Raw genomic sequence first — 17,046 nt, forward strand, 5'->3', positions numbered from 1 at the left:
CGGTTTCACCAAGCAAAAAAACGCGCAGCGACGCACCCGGTATGTGCGAAGCCGCCGCAATATCATGGCTTTATGGCAATTCTGCCGCTTCCATGCACATTAAATCTGCGTAATTTTGCGCACCTGCGGCCGGGATTGAGCGTGTCAGCGCAGGCTTTCCAGGTCGCGGATGCGCTTGGCGCTGTCGGCCTCGAGCTGCCTGGTGACAGCGCCGATCAGCGTCTCGGCGACAACGAACAGAGCGGCGGAAGAGTCCCACGCCGAAGGCACGGCGGTGCGTCCTGCAATGACATGGCGGGCGAAGCGGGCGATCGGTGATAGCCACTGGTCGGTGAACAGCACGATCTGCACGCCGCGCTGATGCGCGGTCTCGGCAAAGCGTACCAGACTGTCCTGGTAGCGCCTGATGTCGAAGATCACCAGCACGTCGCGCTTGCCCATGTCGATCAGCCGGTCGCGCCAGATGCTCTCCTGACCGGCGAGGTGATAAACGTCGGGCTGGATGATGGCGAGGTGGGCGGCCATGTAGCGCGCCAACGGATCGGTGAAGCGGCCGCCGATCAGGAATGTCTTGCCGCGCCGTTCGGCGAGCCTTTCGGCGATGTCGGCAAGCTGCCTGTCGGACAGATGCCTGAAGGTCTCGCGCATATTGTCCAGCGTCGCCTCCAGCATTGGCGACACGGCACTGCTGCCCGGTGAGGCCGGATTGAGCGTGCGCGATGCCGGCGACTGCAATTGCGCCGCCAGTTCGTCCTGCAGCGCCGACTGGAATTCGGGATAGTTCTGGAACCCCAGCCTGGAGACAAAGCGCAGGATGGTCGGCGACGATACGCCGGCGGCGGTCGAGAACTCGGCGACCGTCTTCAGCCCGATCAGCGGATAATTGGCAATCAGCGTTTGCGCGGCGCGGCGCTCGCCGGCCGGCATCGTGCCGATGCGGTCCGAAATCAGTTCGGCAATGCTGGAAATCATCGTTTTCCCCACCCCTGAGCCCCTCCAGACCGCTTCCCCGAAATCGCGTTTGACAAAGCCGGACAAACTGTATGAAATCATCCACAGGGACGCAATGACGCAAAATACGTAACATAAGATACAGCGCTCCCCAGGGGACGGCAGACTATGGAGAGAGCACGGCCCGCCAGCCTTGCATCGTCTGATACCGTAGGGGTGACGAACCCCGGCGGGTCCAGCCCTTTCGTGCTGACCTGCGACCACGCTTCCAACTTCCTGCCATCCGAATTCGGCACGCTTGGCCTGCCGGCCGAAGATCTCTCCCGCCACATCGCCTGGGACCCCGGCGCGCTGCCGGTGGCCCGCCGCATCGCGACCGCCCTCGATGCGACGCTCATCGAAACCCGCATCTCGCGCCTGATCATCGACTGCAACCGTCCGCTCGACGCACCGGACCTGGTGCCGCCGGTCAGCGAGACGACGGCCATTCCGGGCAATGCCGGCCTGTCGGACAGTGAGCGCGCCGAGCGCATCGCTTTGTCGTGGCGGCCGTTCCACGACACGATCGCATCGATCATCGACGACCGGCAGGCGCGTGGGCAGGAGACCCGGCTGGTGTCGGTGCATTCCTTCACCCCGGTCTACAAGGGCAAGAACCGGCCCTGGCATATCGGCATCATCCATGATGACGACCGCCGGCTGGCGTCGCCGCTGATAGCGGCGCTGCAGCGGCTCTCCGGCGTCACTGTCGGCATCAACGAGCCCTATTCGCCGGCCGACCGCGTCTATTTCACTTTGGAGCGCCATGCACGCTCGCGCGGCCTTGCCTGCGCAATGATCGAAATCCGCAACGACGAGATCTCCGGCGAGACCGGGCAGCGGAAATGGGCGGATCTGCTCACGGGCATTTTTTCTGACCTGGAACCCGAGGAGGCCAAGGGTTCCCGGCGACACGCAATGGGAAAGTCAGTTCAATCGGCCAGCTAGAAAAACAGGGGACGAAAATGGCAGGACCGGACAAATCAGACGCTGAAAGATCGGAGGATGTAAAAACCCTCCATAGCATGGGCTATGCCCAGGAGTTGGCTCGCCGCATGAGCGGCTTCTCGAATTTCGCAATTTCCTTTTCGATCATTTGTATTCTGGCGGGCGGCATCACGTCCTTCCCGCTGGCCATGGCGACCGGCAGCGGCTTCGAGGCGACTGTCGGCTGGGTCATCGGCGGCGTCTTTGCACTTGTCGTTGCCGCGTCCCTTGGCCAGATCGGCTCGGCCTACCCAACGGCCGGCGGTCTCTACCACTGGTCGTCAATTCTCGGCGGGCGCGGCTGGGGCTGGGCCACGGCCTGGATCAACTTGCTCGGCCTGGTCTTCGTCGTCGCCTCGGTCAATGTCGGCGTCTACGCGCTGTTCAAGGACCTTGTCTGGTCCGGCGTGTTCGGCAACGACGTCTCCGCGTGGGGCTATCAGGAGCAGGTGATCGGCGTTGTGATCATCACGGTCGCACAGGCGCTGATCAACCATTTCGGTATCAGGCTCACCACCATGCTGACGGATTTCTCGGGCTACCTCATTCTGGTCGTCGCCGTCGTGTTGACCGCGATGTTCCTGATCTGGGGCGCAAGCTGGGATTTCTCGCGGCTCACCACCTTCGTCAACAACACCGGTGATCCAGGCGCAGGCTACGTTCCGACCGCACGGACGGCACTCGTCGCCTTCCTGATCGGCCTGCTCTACCCACTCTACACCATCACCGGCTTCGACGCTTCGGCCCACACGTCCGAAGAGACCCACAATGCCCGCGTGGCGGTGCCGCGCGGCATGATCCATTCGGTCCTGTGGTCGCTGGTGTTCGGCTTCGTCATGGCCGTTTCGTTCGTACTGGCCAGCCCCGATCTGGCAGCGACGGCCAAGGATGGCGCCAATGCCTGGTTCAATCTCTTCAACAACCTGCCGGCACCATTCCTGCTGAAGAGCATCATTGCCATCGCAATCGTGCTGGCGAACTTCATCTGCGCTCTCGCCGGACTGACGTCGACCTCGCGCATGATCTTTGCCTTCGCGCGTGACGGCGGCCTGCCCGGTTCGTCGGTGTGGAAAACCGTCAGCCCGACATGGCGCACGCCGGTGGCGGCAATCTGGCTCGGAGCGGTGCTCGCGGTCGCAGCGACATTGTACTCACCGGCTTTTGCCGCACTGGCGGCCGGCTGTGCATTGTTCCTCTACGTGTCCTACGCCATGCCCGTGGCCGCCGGCCTGCTTGCCGAGGGCAAGAGCTGGACCGAATTCGGCCCGTTCCGCCTCGGCATCTGGTCCAAGCCGTTCGCCGTCATCACGGTGCTTGGCGTTCTGGTGCTGATGTATGCCGGCATCCAGCCGCCCTTCGACATCCTGATCAACTATGCCATCGGCCTGATCGTTCTGCTCGTGGTGCTGTGGTTCGGCATCGAATCGCGCCGCTTCAAGGGCCCGCCGATCGGCGCCGACATTGCTCGCCGCGCTTCGGAGATCGCGGCCGCGGAAGCAGCCGTCGGCCAGACGGCAGGCTAACAGCAAAGACTAGATGCTCCGGCCGGCGCAAGCCGACCGGGGCAGGGCCGGCCAGCTAAGAATGCAAAGGGGACTACAATGGCAGCACCGGGTTATTCAGACACAGACAAGGCGGAAGACGTAAAGCACCTCCATTCCATGGGCTACGCCCAGGAACTTGAGCGGCGGCTAAGCCGCTTCTCCAACTTCGCCGTTTCCTTCTCCATCATCTGCATCCTGTCGGGCGGCATCAATTCGCTGGCGCAGGCAACGTCGGGCGCCGGCGGTATCGGTATCGGCATCGGCTGGCTGGTCGGCTGCTTCGTTTCGCTCACCTTCGCGGTCGCCATGTCGCAGATCAGCTCGGCCTATCCGACGGCCGGCGGCCTCTATCACTGGGGTTCGATCCTCGGCAATCGCGGCACCGGCTGGGTGACGGCCTGGCTCAACCTGCTCGGCCTGATCACCGTGCTCGGCGCCATCAATGTCGGCACCTGGACCTTCTTCATCGGCGCCTTCGGGCCGACGCTCGGCATCGAGGGTACGCTGACCAATCAGATGATCTTCCTGGTCATCATCACTGGCGCCCAGGCGCTGATCAACCATCTCGGCATCAAGCTGACTGCGAAGTTGACCGACTTTTCGGGCTACCTGATCTTCTTCGGCTCGATCCTGATTGCTGTCGTCTGCCTGTTCTCCGCCGAGACCTGGGATTTCAGCCGGCTCTTCACCTTCCACAACTACTCGGGTGAGGCCGGCGCCAGCGTCTGGCCGTCCGTCTCGAACGCCTGGGTGTTCGCTCTCGGCCTTCTGCTGCCGATCTACACCATCACCGGCTACGATGCTTCGGCACACACTTCCGAGGAAACCATCAAGGCGGCCTCATCGGTGCCGCGTGCGATGGTGATGTCGGTTATCTGGTCGGCGGTCTTCGGCTATTTGTTCCTAGCCGCCTTCGTACTGATGATCCCCAACATGGACGACGCCGCCAAGCAGGGTTGGAACGTGTTCTTCTGGGCCTTCGACCAGCGCGTCAGTCCCGGCCTCAAGGAGTTCGTCTACCTCGTCGTGTTCATCGCCCAGCTGTTGTGCGGCCTCGCAACCGTCACCTCGGCTTCGCGCATGATCTTTGCCTTCTCGCGTGACGGCGGCCTGCCGGGCTCGTCGGCACTGGCCAAGGTCAGCCCGACCTATCGCACGCCGGTGGCGGCGATCTGGACGGCGTCGGTCCTGTCGGTGCTGTTCGTCTGGGGTTCGACGCTGGTTTCGGTCGCCGGTACCTCGGCCTACACCATCGTCGTGTCCTGCACCGTCATCTTCCTGTTCCTGTCCTTCACCGTGCCGATCGTGCTCGGCATGGTGGCCTGGGGAACGCCGAAGTGGGACAAGATGGGACCGTGGAACCTGGGCCGTGGCATCTTCATGCTGTTCGGCGTTCTCTCGATCGTGTCGATGATCCTGATCTTCATCATCGGCATCCAGCCGCCGAACGACTGGGCGCTGTACATCACCGTCGGCTTCTTCATCCTGACGGCGATTATCTGGTTCGCCTTCGAGCGCAATCGCTTCCAGGGCCCGCCGCTGGGGGACATCATCGCGGCACGTCAGGCAGCGATCAAGGCCGCCGAACAGGCGGTCGGCGAAACCGGCCACTGACGTCACCATCATGGCCATGGCCGGCGTGCAGCCGGCTATGGTTTCGTCCTCAACGACCAAGCACTGGAGTGCCAAAGGAAATGGCCGGAAATTTCTCGTTCGATCAGTTGAAGAAAGCGGTCTCCAATGGCGAGATCGACACGGTGCTGGCCTGCATCGTCGACATGCAGGGGCGGCTGGCTGGAAAGCGTTTCCTGGCGCAGTACTTTGTGGATTCTGCTCATGACGAGACGCATGGCTGCAACTATCTGCTCGCCGCCGACATCGATATGGAGCCGGTGCCGGGCTACAAGGCGGCAAGCTGGTCGAAAGGCTATGGCGACTTCGTCATGAAGCCGGACCTGGCGACGCTGCGGCGCATTCCGTGGCTGGAAAAGACGGCGCTGGTGATCTGCGACGTGCTCGACCACCACACCCATGACGACCTGCCGCATTCGCCGCGCGCGATGCTGAAAAAGCAGGTCAAGCGGCTCACCGAACGCGGCTATATCGGCTACTTCGCCTCGGAGCTCGAATTCTATCTGTTCAACGAGACCTATGATTCCGCCCGCAAGAAGCACTGGCAGGGCCTCGATACCGCTTCGCCCTATATTGGCGACTACCAGATCGGCATCACCACCAAGGAAGAAGGCGTCATGCGCCGGCTTCGCAACGAGATGGAAGCGGCCGGCATTCCGATCGAGAATTCCAAGGGCGAATGGGGCCCGGGCCAGGAAGAGATCAATGTGCGCTATGCCGAAGCGCTCGACATGGCCGACCGCCACGTCATCCTGAAGAACGGCGCCAAGGAGATTGCCGAGTCCGAAGGCAAGTCGGTTTCCTTCATGTCGAAATACAATTACGGGCTCGCCGGTAATTCCAGCCACATCCACAATTCGCTGTGGAGCGCCGACGGCAAGACGCCATTGTTCTTCGACAAGAAGGCGGACTGGACTTTGTCCACGCTTGGCCAGCAATGGGCGGCTGGGCAACTGAAATATGCCAGGGAGTTTACCTGGTTCCTGGCGCCCTACATCAACTCCTACAAGCGCTTCCAGGCCGGCACCTTCGCACCGACCAAGATCATGTGGAGCGAGGACAACCGCACCGCCGGCTTCCGCCTGTGCGGTGAGGGCACCAAGGGCATCCGCATGGAATGCCGCATCGGCGGCGCCGACCTGAACCCCTATCTCGCTTTCGCGGCGCTGATCGCCGCCGGCCTTGCCGGCATCGACGAGAAGCTCGAACTGCAGAAGCCGTTCGTCGGCGATGCCTACCAGGCCTCGCGCCTGCCGGAGATCCCGAAGACGCTGCGCGACGCCACCGAGACGCTGGCCAAGTCGAAGATGCTGAAGCAGGCGCTCGGCGATGACGTGCTCGAACACTATGTCCACACCGCAAAGTGGGAGCAGTTCGAATACGACCGCCGGATTACGGATTGGGAACTGCACAGGGGGTTCGAGCGGTATTAAAACTTTATACAGCTTTAATGTTGACAATGTAGTGAAGGTTAGTACCATATGGTACCTGTAAACTGCAGTGCGCTACATTGAGGAGTTTGCAATGTCCAAATATGCGCCGCTCAAGGACTTTCTCATTGCCCAAAATGTCGATCGCGTTCCGATGTCATTCGCCGAAATCGAGAGAGTGCTCAATCTGCCGCTGCCCGCATCGAAGCAATACCCTGCATGGTGGAGCAACAATCCGAGCAACAATCCCATGACAAGGGAGTGGCTTGAGGCTGGGTTCGAGACCGAATCCGTCAATATAGGGAGTGGGAAACTGGTATTTCGCCGCGTTCGCAAAGTGCCCATTTCGGCGCCGCCCAGTGGTAGCGTGCCTGCCGCGCCAAAGGAGGCGCGCGCGGATCGCCACCCCGGTTTTGGTTTCATGAAGGGCCTGATAACAATCGAAGCCGGATTTGATATCACCAAACCTTTCGATGACGAGCCATGGGACCGGGGCTATCTGGGCGGTGAGGCTGACGCGCGTGACGGCAAACTTGCGGTGCGTAAATGAGCGAAGGGCCAAACCTGCTTCTGGATACATGTGCGATGATCTTTGTCGCCAACGATAGTCTGATCGATCCGCACGCAAGCCGGGAGATTTCGGAAGCGGCCTATGACGGCCGTCTGTATCTTTCGCCGATGTCGACATGGGAGATCGGAATTGGCGTAGCCAAGGGCCGGCTCAATCTGCCATTGGCGCCACTCGACTTCGTGGAGCGATTCATCGAGCGAATGTCGGCAAAGCTCAGCGCTATCTCACCAGCCATTCTGATTGCGTCATCCAACCTGCCCGGTCCGCCTCATGGTGATCCGATGGATCGGATACTGATGGCAAGTGCGAGAGCGTTGGACATGGTTCTGGTGACGCGTGACGAGCCCATCCTTCGCTATGGCCGCAATGGCCATCTGCGCACCCTAGCCTGCTAAACTGGAGTATCCTTTGGAAACCGTAAAACTCAAATCGCCCATCGATGGTTCGATTTACGCCGAGCGGCCGATCGCGACCGACCAGGCGATCAATGCGGCGGTCGAGCGCGCCAAGGCGGCGCGGGAGAAGTGGGCGCTGACGCCGATCGTCGAGCGCGGCAAATTTATGCTGGCGATGCTCGAATCGCTGGTCGCGATGACCGACGAGATCGTGCCGGAGATCGCCTGGCAGATAGGGCGACCGGTGCGCTATGGCGGCGAGTTCGGCGGCGTCAGGGAACGCACCAACTACATGGTCGAGATCGCTGAACAGGCGCTGAAATCGGTGCCGGCCTCCAACCCGAAGGATGGCTTCCGCCGCTATGTGAAGAAGGATCCGCTCGGCGTGGTCATGGTGATCGCGCCGTGGAACTATCCCTATCTCACAGCCGTCAACACCATCGTGCCGGCGCTGATGGCCGGTAATACCGTTATCCTCAAACATGCGGCGCAGACGCTGCTGGTCGGCGAACGTTTCCAGCAGGCGTTCGACAAGGTTGGGCTGCCCAAGGGCGTGTTCCAGAATGTCGTGCTGAACCATGCCCAGACCGAGAAGCTGCTCGGCTCGGGCAAGATCGACCATGTCAATTTCACCGGTTCGGTCGGCGGCGGCCGCGCCATCGAGAAGGCGGCGGCCGGCACCTTCATGACGCTCGGGCTCGAACTCGGCGGCAAGGATCCGGCCTATGTGCTGCCCGACGCCAAGCTCGACCATGCGGTGGCCAATCTGGTCGACGGCGCCTTCTACAATTCCGGCCAGTGCTGCTGCGGCATCGAGCGCGTCTATGTGCATGAGAAGGTCTACGACCAGTTCGTCGAAGGTTTCATCGCCGAGACGAAGAATTATGTCGTCGGCAATCCGCTGGAACAGGCGACGACAATGGGGCCGATGGCGCAGGCGCGCTTTGCCGACCTGATCCGCGAGCAGAAGGCCGAGGCGCTGCGCAAGGGTGCAATCGCACACATCAATATGAAGGTGGCTAACGACAAGGCCGGCTCGCCCTATCTGGCGCCGGAAGTGCTGACCGGCGTCGACCACCAGATGAGCGTCATGCGCGAGGAAAGTTTTGGCCCGATCGTCGGCATCATGAAGGTGCGCAACGACGAGGAGGCGATCGCGCTGATGAACGACAGCCCCTACGGGCTGACCGCTTCGATCTGGACCGACGATATCGAGCATGCGGTGGCGATCGGCGACCGCGTCGAGACCGGCACCGTGTTCATGAACCGCTGCGACTACCTCGATCCGGCGCTGGTCTGGACCGGCGTCAAGGACACCGGCAAAGGCGTCGCCCTTTCGGCGCTCGGCTACGACAATCTGACCCGGCCGAAATCCTTCCATCTGCGCGAAGCCATCTGATTTTTTGAAAGACAAGACATGTCCAAGCTGATCTCCAAATGGAACTACCCGACCACCGTCCGCTTCGGCGCGGGGCGCATCAAGGAACTGCCTGAGGTGCTCGCTGCCACCGGCATTAAGCGGCCGCTATTCGTCACCGATCCGGGGTTGGCGAAACTGCCGGTCGTCGCTTCGACGCTGAAAATCCTCGACGACGCCAAGGTATCCTATGGCGTGTTCTCCGAGGTGAAGCCGAACCCGGTCGATTCCAACCTCACCGCCGGCATCGCCGTGTTCAAGAAGGGCAAGCATGACGGCGTCATCGCCTTCGGCGGCGGTTCAGCGCTCGATCTCGGCAAGCTGATCGCGTTCCAGGCCGGCCAGACGCGACCGATCTGGGACTTTGAGGATGTCGGCGACTGGTGGACGCGCGCCAATTCGGATGCCATCGCGCCGATCATCGCCGTGCCGACCACTGCCGGCACAGGCTCGGAAGTCGGGCGTGCCGGCGTCATCACCAATGAGGCGACGCACACCAAGAAGGTCATCTTCCATCCGAAGCTTTTGCCGGCAATCGTTATTGCCGATCCGGAACTGTCGGTCGGCATGCCCGGCTTCATCACCGCCGGCACCGGCATGGATGCGCTGGCACATTGCCTCGAAGCCTATTGCGCGCCGGGCTACCATCCGATGGCCGACGGCATTGCCGTCGAAGGTGTGCGCCTGGTGTTCGAGAACCTGCCCAAGGCCTACGCCAACGGCCAGGACCTTGTCGCGCGCGCCCACATGATGAGTGCGGCCGCCATGGGTGCTGCCGCCTTCCAGAAGGGTCTTGGCGCCATCCACTCGCTGTCGCATCCGATCGGCGCGCTCTACGACACCCATCACGGCATGACGAATGCGGTGTTCATGCCCTATGTCTTGGCCTTCAATCGCGACTCCATCGAGGAGCGGATTGCCCGGCTCGCTGCCTATTGCGGCATCAAGGGTGGCTTCGACGGCTTTGCCAAAGCGATCATCAAGCTGCGCAAGGAATTGAAGGTGCCGCATGCGCTGCCCGGCCTGATCAAGGGGCTCGACATGGACAAGAAGCGCAAGGGGCTGATCGCCGACATGGCGGTGGTCGATCCGACAGCCGGCGGCAACCCGGTCAAGCTGACCAAGAAAGCAGCGCTGACGCTGCTCGAGAACACTATCGCCGGCACTGTCTGAGGCGGTTTCTGCGCCGGACGTGATCTAAAAACGAAGGGAAAGGAAGGGCAAGGGGGCAAAAAGCAAGGCAATAAACCATTAGCCGGGAAATTAAGTCGAGGCTAATTGCTACAGCCGGTTAAAAAGAGTTAACTTTTGGTACCGCCGGGGGCCAGTTTCAAAAAGCTTTCATCTGGCTGTCATATGAAACCGATACCGCATCGCAGGCGTCCAGGACGCCAGTTCAACGGAGAGAACACATGTTCAAGTTCACAGGGAAAGTGCTTTCCCTTTCGGCCGTCGCCCTCATGGCGACCTCTGCTATCTCGTCGGCCCAGTCCATGGATGAACTGGTTGCCGCTGCGAAGAAGGAAGGCCAGCTCACGACCATCGCGCTGCCGCATGACTGGTGCGGCTACGGCGCCGTCATCGACGGCTTCAAGGCAAAGTATCCTGAGATCACCATCAACGAACTCAACCCCGATGCCGGCTCCGGCGACGAGGTCGAGGCGATCAAGGCCAACAAGGACAACAAGGGCCCGCAGGCGCCCGACGTCATCGACGTTGGCCTGTCCTTCGGCCCGACCGCCAAGGCTGACGGCCTGATCCAGCCCTACAAAGTGTCGACCTGGGACTCGATCCCCGACAGCGCCAAGGATGCCGATGGTTACTGGACCGGCGACTACTATGGCGTGCTATCCTTTCTGGTGAACAAGGACCTCGTCAAGGAAGCGCCTGCTGACTGGGCTGACCTGCTGAAGCCGGAATTCGCCAACACCGTGGCGCTTGCCGGCGACCCGCGCGCCTCGAACCAGGCCATCCAGGCCGTCTACGCGGCCGGCATTTCCGGTGGTGCGGCTGCCGGCGAAGCTGCTGGCACTGCTGGTCTCGACTTCTTCAAGAAGCTTAACGCCGCCGGCAATTTCGTGCCGGTCATCGGCAAACCGGCGACCCTGGCACAAGGCCAAACGCCGATCCTGGTGACCTGGGATTACAATGCACTTGCCGGTCGCGACACGCTGAAGGGCAATCCGCCCGTCGACGTCGTCGTGCCGAAGACCGGTGTCGTTGCCGGCGTCTATGTGCAGGCGATCAGTGCTTTCGCACCGCATCCGAACGCTGCCAAGCTCTGGCTGGAGTATCTCTACTCCGACGAAGGCCAGATCGGCTGGCTGAAGGGCTATTGCCACCCGATCCGCTTCAACGATCTTGCCAAGAACGGCAAGCTCCCGGCGGACGTGATGGCCAAGCTGCCGCCGGCCGAGGCTTACGCTGCCGCGGTGTTCCCGACGCTGGACGAGCAGGGCAAGGCAAAGGAAGCCGTCACCAAGAACTGGGATGCCGTCGTCGGCGCCAACGTCAAGTAAGGCTTGAAACCAACCGGGCGGCCTCGCGGCCGCCCGGTGTTCCTCGGAGACGGTAGCCGGCGCATGACAGATATCTCGCTTTCCGATCACGCAGTTGCCGGGAAGACCGCGCCCCCCAGCGAGGCGCGTGCAATGCGACTGCCGACGCAATGGCTCGGCGTTGCGCCATTCTTCATCTTCGCCATCATGTTCCTGATCCTACCCACGCTCTATCTGATGCTGGGTGCATTCCAGAACGATGCCGGCGAATTCACGTTCGAAAACATAGCAGCACTGGCGCAGCCATCGATTGTCGCCGCCTACTGGATCTCGCTCAAGGTCAGCCTTTCCTCGTCGCTGATCGGCGCCTTCGCAGGTCTCGGCATCGCCATCGCCATCGTGCGCGGCGGCCTGCCGGAGTGGATACGTTCGGCGACGCTGACATTCTCCGGCGTGGCTTCCAATTTCGCCGGCGTACCGCTGGCCTTCGCCTTCATCGCCACGCTCGGACGCCTCGGTCTCGCCACGGTGCTGCTCAACACCGTGTTCGGCCTCAACATTTATGCGCACGGCTTCAACATCCTATCGTTCTGGGGCCTGACGCTGACCTATGTCTATTTCCAGATTCCCCTAATGGTGGTCATCATCACGCCGGCGATCGACGGCTTGAAGAAGGAGTGGGGCGAGGCTGCGGCGACGCTTGGCGCCACCCAGACGCAATACTGGCGCATGGTGGTCATCCCGGTGATCTGGCCGAGTTTCCTCGGCACGGTCATCCTGCTCTTCGCCAATGCCTTCGGCGCCATCGCCACCGCCTATGCGCTGACCGGCTCTTCACTCAACATCGTGCCGATCCTGCTCTATGCGCAGATACGCGGTGACGTGCTGCACAATGCCCATCTCGGCTATGCGATCGCCTTCGGCATGATCGTCATCACCGGGCTGGCCAATGTCTTCTACATTTGGTTCCGGACGCGCTCGGAGAGGTGGCTGAAATGAAGTCCGGAAAATTCTGGGCCTGGGTCGTCTTCGGGCTGGGCGCGGCCTATTTCTTCATTCCGCTGATCGCGACGGTGGAATTTTCCTTGCGCATGCGGCGCGGCGCTTATTCCTTCGACGCCTATCAGATCGTGCTTGGCGACCCTCGTTTTCAGGCGACCTTTGGCTACTCAGTGCTTGCCGCCATCTTCACCATCATTCTGGGCGTGTTGATCGTGGTGCCCGCCGCCTACTGGATTCGACTGCGCCTGCCGCAACTGCGGCCGATCGTAGAGTTCATCACGCTGCTGCCGCTGGTCATTCCCGCCATCGTCATCGTCTTCGGCTATATCAGGATGTACGGTTCGAATTCGCCGCTGCCGTTCCTGGCGACCGACATGGGCACAAATGCCTTGCTGGTCATCGGCTATGCAATGCTGGCGCTGCCCTACATGTATCGCGCGGTCGATACCGGACTGCGCACCATCGACGTCAGGACGCTGACCGAAGCGGCGCAGATCCTTGGCGCCGGTTGGGGCACGATCATTGGTCGTGTGATCCTGCCCAATGTGCTGATCGCCGTGCTGTCGGGCGCCTTCCTTACCTTCGCCATCGTCATTGGCGAATTCACCATGGCCAGCTTGCTCAACCGGCCCGCCTTCGGCCCCTATCTGCAAAACGTTGGCGCCAACCGCGCCTATGAGCCGGCGGCGCTTGCCATCATCGCCTTCGCCATCACCTGGGGCTGTATGTCGCTGATCCAGATCCTGTCCCGTTTCGCGCCGAGATCGGCGAACCGCCCGAACTGATCGACAAAGTACTGATCGAAAGAAAAAGCCATGGCCGAACCATTCCTCTCCATCCAGCATGTGCGAAAATCCTTCGGCGCCACCACCGTGGTCGAAGATTTCAATCTTGATGTCGAGCCGGGCGAGTTCGTTTCCTTCCTTGGGCCATCGGGTTGCGGCAAGACCACCGTGCTGCGCATGGTCGCCGGTTTCGAAGAGCCGTCGGCGGGCAAGATCGTCGTCGCAGGCAAGGACATCACGAGGCTGAAGCCCAACCAGCGCAATGTCGGTATGGTGTTCCAGGCTTACGCGCTGTTCCCGAACCTGACCGTGGCGCAAAATATCGGCTTCGGCCTGAAGGTCGCCGGCATGGCAAGGGCAGAGATCGATTCCCGGGTCGCCGAGATGCTCGACATCATCAAGCTGCCGCAGATGGCCGCCCGCTATCCCTACCAGCTCTCCGGCGGCCAGCAACAGCGCATCGCGCTGGCCCGCGCCATCGCGCCGAAGCCGAAGCTGCTTTTGCTCGACGAGCCGCTGTCGGCGCTCGACGCCAAGGTGCGCGTCTCGCTGCGCGAGGAAATCCGCTCGATCCAGAAGAAGCTCGGCATCACTACCATCTTCGTCACACATGACCAGGAAGAGGCGCTGTCGATCTCGGACCGCATCGCGGTGATGGATGGCGGCAAGGCCGAGCAGGTCGGCACCCCGTTCGAGATCTACAACCGGCCGGCGACCAAGTTCGTCGCCAATTTCGTCGGCACGCTGAACGTGCTCGAAGGCACTGTCACCGATGCCGCGTCCGGCAAGGTGCGCGTCAACACGCAGGAAGTCTCGCTAATGGGCAAGCTCAACGGCTCGAAGTCCGGTGACACGCTGTCGCTGGCGCTGCGACCGGAGGCGATTTCGCTCGGACGCCAACCCGGGCGCGATTCAAGCCTGTCGGGCGAAATCTCCGAAGTGCACTTCCTCGGCTCAGTCATTCGCGTTCGCGTCGGCATCGGCGGCAACACAGTGTCGCTCGACACCTTCAACAGCCCGGCAACGCCACCGCCCGCGGTCGGCGAGAAGGCCGACATATCGTTCTCATCAAGCGATATGCTGGTGCTGCACTAGCAAGCAGCATTTTGGCGCGACCGAGGCGGTCGATTCGAGCTGGCGCGATGAACGGCCGTATCATTGCCGGACCCCGAGTGCTGGATAATCAACAGCATCTTGCCATCCAGCCACTGCCCATGATGCCGCTTCGCCGCTACGATGGGCCATGGCGCTATTCGAACTTACCCTCATCCTGCTTCTGGCTGCCGTCGCGCTGACGGCGCTCTCGCGGCGGCTGGAAATTCCCTATCCGTCCCTGCTGGCTCTGGCCGGCGTCGCGATTGCCTTCGTACCCGGTGCGCCGACGATCGAGATCGATCCGGAGTTGGCGCTTGCCCTGTTCATCGCGCCGGTGCTTCTCGACGCCGCCTATGACACGTCGCTGCGCGACCTCAAGCGCTACCGGCTGTCGCTCGCGTTGCTCGCGCTGGGCGCCGTGGTCTTCACCACCGTGGTGGTTGCCTTGGTCGGCTGGAAGATGGCCGGCCTGCCGATCGCGGCGGCAATCGCGCTTGGCGCCATCGTCGCGCCACCGGATGCGGTGGCCGCATCCGCCGTGCTCAGCCAGTTCAAGGTACCGCACCGCCTCACCGCCATCCTGCAGGGCGAGAGCCTGCTCAACGATGCCACGGCGCTGCTGATCTACCGGCTGGCGGTTTCGGCCGCGCTTGGCACGATCATGCTCAGCAACGCCGTTCCGGTGATCCTGCTGGCAACGATCGGCAGTGTGATCGCGGGCTATCTGTTTGGCCGCGTCTCGCTGCTGGCGCTCGGCCGCATCGAGGATGCGGCGAGCAGCACGGTGGTGCAGTTTGCCGGAACCTTCGCCGTGTGGATCATCGCCGACAGGCTCGGCCTTTCCGCCATCATCACCATCGTCGTCTATGCCATGACCATTGCGCGCAGGGCGCCGCGCCAGTCGTCGGCGAGACGCCGCGTCAGCACCTATTCGGTCTGGGAGTCGGCGGTGTTCGTGCTCAACGTGCTGGCTTTCGTGCTGATGGGCCTGCAGGCACGCACGATCGTTGGCAGGCTGGCCGGCGACGGGCAAGGCGAAGCATTCCTTTTCGCCGCAACGGTGCTGGTCGTCGTTATCGTCGCGCGCCTTGTCTGGGTGGCGAGTTACGTCGCGATCATCCGGTGGCTTGCCCGCTTCGGCAGCCAAGAGGCAAGGCGGGAATTGCCGACGTTCGGCGGCGCCGTCATTGTCGGCTGGTGCGGCATGCGTGGGTTGGTGACGCTGGTGGTGGCCATTGCGCTGCCGGCCGATTTTCCCGGCCGCGACCCGATCGTGCTTGCCGCCTTCGCGGTGGTGCTGGGCACGCTGGTGCTGCAAGGCATGACGCTGAAGCCGCTGCTGCGCTGGATCAACTTCGACCCCGATAGAACCGTCGACAATGAGGTGGCGCAGGCGCGCGTCGCCATCATGCAAGCAGCACTGGACGTGCTGAGCCGCAAGACATCTGCGGCCGCCGCCGTCGTGCGCGAACAGTATGAAGCGCAGCGCCTGATTGCGGAAAACCCGGAGGACGCTCAGGCCGCGACCGAATACGACCGGCTGCGCCTCTATGCCATCAACCGCCAGCGCGACACGCTCGAGGAGTTGCGCAGCAACGGCACGATCGGCGACGAAGCCTACCACCGGCTGGAGGAAGAGATCGACTGGGCCGAACTGGCGGCATCGCCGGCGGGCCGGTTCCAGCCGCTGACCACATCATAGACGCTGGCCCAGTTCCGCCGTCGTGCCGGTACATTGCAACCCGTCTGCCGAACCGCTACTGCCAAAGCGAAATTCAGCCGGATAAGCAATGAAGCTGGTCAGCTACAACATCCAGTACGGGTTCGGCGGCGATGGCCGGTACGATCTTTCGCGCTGCACCAAGCTGGTCGACGGCGCCGATATCATCGCGCTGCAGGAGGTCGAGCGGCATTGGCAGCGCACCAATGAGGACGACCAGCCGGAGGTCCTGTCCAAGCTGCTGCCTAGCTATTACTGGGTCTATGGCCCGGCCTTCGACATGGACGCCAGTGAGCAGCGCGACGGCCGGGTCGTCAACCGCCGCCGCCAGTTCGGCACCATGCTGCTGTCGAAGCTGCCGATCGCCTGGTCGCGGCTGCACGCGCTGCCCATGCGCCGCACGCTCAAGCCGCTCAACACGCGCAACGCCGCGCTCGAATGCATGATCCGCACGCCGGCCGGACCGGTAAGGGTCCTGTCGCTGCATCTCGCCCATATCGCGGCGGAGGAGCGTCTGGAGCAGATCGACTATCTCTTGGCCGAGCATCGCCGCGCGCCGTTCGAGGGAGGCCCGTGGAGCGGCGCGGACGATGAGCCTTCGCGCAACTGGACCAGTGGCGAGGCCGAGCCGGAGAACCCGACGGCTGCGATCTGGATGGGCGATTTCAACATGGAGCCGGGCAGCGCCGAATACAGCCGCATCGTCGGCAGCACGCCCTATCATCGCGGGGCAGCTTATCTCGACGGCTTTGTTGATGCCGTTGCCGTCGCTAGCGAGCCGGCTGCCGATTTCCACACCCATGTGAAAACGATCGACGGGAAAGTGGCAAAACGCCGGCTCGACCATTGCTTCGTCGGCGGTATGTTCGCGGACCGTGTGCGCTCGGTCAGTGCCGATATAGGCGAGATCGCTTCAGACCATTTTCCGGTCCGGATCGATATCGATCTCGAAACGCCTTTGAGCTCAGGAGATCGGTGAG

15 protein-coding genes are annotated in these 17,046 nt (G+C 62.2%); 14 read left to right on the forward strand and 1 reads right to left on the reverse strand.

What is annotated here, in order from left to right:
- Positions 1 to 144: 144 nt before the first annotated feature.
- On the reverse strand, positions 145 to 972 hold the full coding sequence (locus X750_RS155480; protein WP_023686446.1) for a MurR/RpiR family transcriptional regulator: 828 nt from the start codon (positions 970 to 972) through the stop codon (positions 145 to 147).
- A 147-nt stretch (positions 973 to 1,119) separates the two neighbouring features.
- Here X750_RS155480 and X750_RS155475 point away from each other — a divergent pair, with 147 nt between their 5' ends.
- From X750_RS155475 to X750_RS155410, 14 genes are all read left to right on the forward strand, one after another.
- Positions 1,120 to 1,938 (forward strand): N-formylglutamate amidohydrolase, encoded by an 819-nt coding sequence (locus tag X750_RS155475; protein WP_023747110.1) that lies wholly within the window; start codon positions 1,120 to 1,122, stop codon positions 1,936 to 1,938.
- Positions 1,939 to 1,955: 17 nt separating this feature from the next.
- Positions 1,956 to 3,500 carry an amino acid permease gene (locus X750_RS155470; protein ID WP_023691842.1) on the forward strand — a complete coding sequence of 515 codons (1,545 nt, stop codon included), beginning with the start codon at positions 1,956 to 1,958 and terminating at the stop codon, positions 3,498 to 3,500.
- A 78-nt stretch (positions 3,501 to 3,578) separates the two neighbouring features.
- Positions 3,579 to 5,135, forward strand: a complete 1,557-nt coding sequence (locus X750_RS155465; protein ID WP_023747111.1) for an amino acid permease — start codon at positions 3,579 to 3,581, stop codon at positions 5,133 to 5,135.
- Positions 5,136 to 5,215: 80 nt separating this feature from the next.
- Positions 5,216 to 6,586 carry a glutamine synthetase family protein gene (locus tag X750_RS155460; RefSeq protein ID WP_023747112.1) on the forward strand — a complete coding sequence of 457 codons (1,371 nt, stop codon included), beginning with the start codon at positions 5,216 to 5,218 and terminating at the stop codon, positions 6,584 to 6,586.
- A 91-nt stretch (positions 6,587 to 6,677) separates the two neighbouring features.
- A complete protein-coding gene (locus X750_RS155455; protein WP_023695631.1) occupies positions 6,678 to 7,133 on the forward strand; it encodes a hypothetical protein in 456 nt (151 codons plus the stop codon).
- The gene (locus tag X750_RS155450) at positions 7,130 to 7,549 is read left to right on the forward strand and encodes a type II toxin-antitoxin system VapC family toxin (RefSeq protein ID WP_031242742.1); all 420 of its coding nucleotides are present in this window, start codon (positions 7,130 to 7,132) and stop codon (positions 7,547 to 7,549) included. The genes X750_RS155455 and X750_RS155450 overlap by 4 nt, the downstream gene beginning before the upstream one ends.
- Before the next feature lie 13 nt (positions 7,550 to 7,562).
- On the forward strand, positions 7,563 to 8,948 hold the full coding sequence (locus X750_RS155445; RefSeq protein ID WP_023747114.1) for an aldehyde dehydrogenase family protein: 1,386 nt from the start codon (positions 7,563 to 7,565) through the stop codon (positions 8,946 to 8,948).
- Between the two features lie 18 nt (positions 8,949 to 8,966).
- A complete protein-coding gene (locus X750_RS155440; protein WP_023671168.1) occupies positions 8,967 to 10,139 on the forward strand; it encodes an iron-containing alcohol dehydrogenase in 1,173 nt (390 codons plus the stop codon).
- Positions 10,140 to 10,378: 239 nt separating this feature from the next.
- Entirely contained in the window at positions 10,379 to 11,485 is a 1,107-nt protein-coding gene (locus X750_RS155435; protein WP_023671169.1) for an ABC transporter substrate-binding protein, read from the forward strand.
- A gap of 63 nt (positions 11,486 to 11,548) precedes the next feature.
- Positions 11,549 to 12,463 carry an ABC transporter permease subunit gene (locus X750_RS155430; RefSeq protein ID WP_023671170.1) on the forward strand — a complete coding sequence of 305 codons (915 nt, stop codon included), beginning with the start codon at positions 11,549 to 11,551 and terminating at the stop codon, positions 12,461 to 12,463.
- Positions 12,460 to 13,251 carry an ABC transporter permease gene (locus tag X750_RS155425; protein WP_023671171.1) on the forward strand — a complete coding sequence of 264 codons (792 nt, stop codon included), beginning with the start codon at positions 12,460 to 12,462 and terminating at the stop codon, positions 13,249 to 13,251. Before X750_RS155430 ends, X750_RS155425 begins: the two co-directional genes overlap by 4 nt.
- 30 nt (positions 13,252 to 13,281) lie before the next feature.
- On the forward strand, positions 13,282 to 14,346 hold the full coding sequence (locus X750_RS155420; protein ID WP_023747115.1) for an ABC transporter ATP-binding protein: 1,065 nt from the start codon (positions 13,282 to 13,284) through the stop codon (positions 14,344 to 14,346).
- A 148-nt stretch (positions 14,347 to 14,494) separates the two neighbouring features.
- Positions 14,495 to 16,048, forward strand: a complete 1,554-nt coding sequence (locus tag X750_RS155415; RefSeq protein WP_023747116.1) for a sodium:proton antiporter — start codon at positions 14,495 to 14,497, stop codon at positions 16,046 to 16,048.
- Between the two features lie 88 nt (positions 16,049 to 16,136).
- Positions 16,137 to 17,045 carry an endonuclease/exonuclease/phosphatase family protein gene (locus X750_RS155410; RefSeq protein WP_023747117.1) on the forward strand — a complete coding sequence of 303 codons (909 nt, stop codon included), beginning with the start codon at positions 16,137 to 16,139 and terminating at the stop codon, positions 17,043 to 17,045.
- Position 17,046: the final 1 nt, after the last annotated feature.

It is taken from the genome of Mesorhizobium sp. LNJC391B00 (genome assembly GCF_000502535.1).
Classification (GTDB): Bacteria; Pseudomonadota; Alphaproteobacteria; order Rhizobiales; family Rhizobiaceae; genus Mesorhizobium.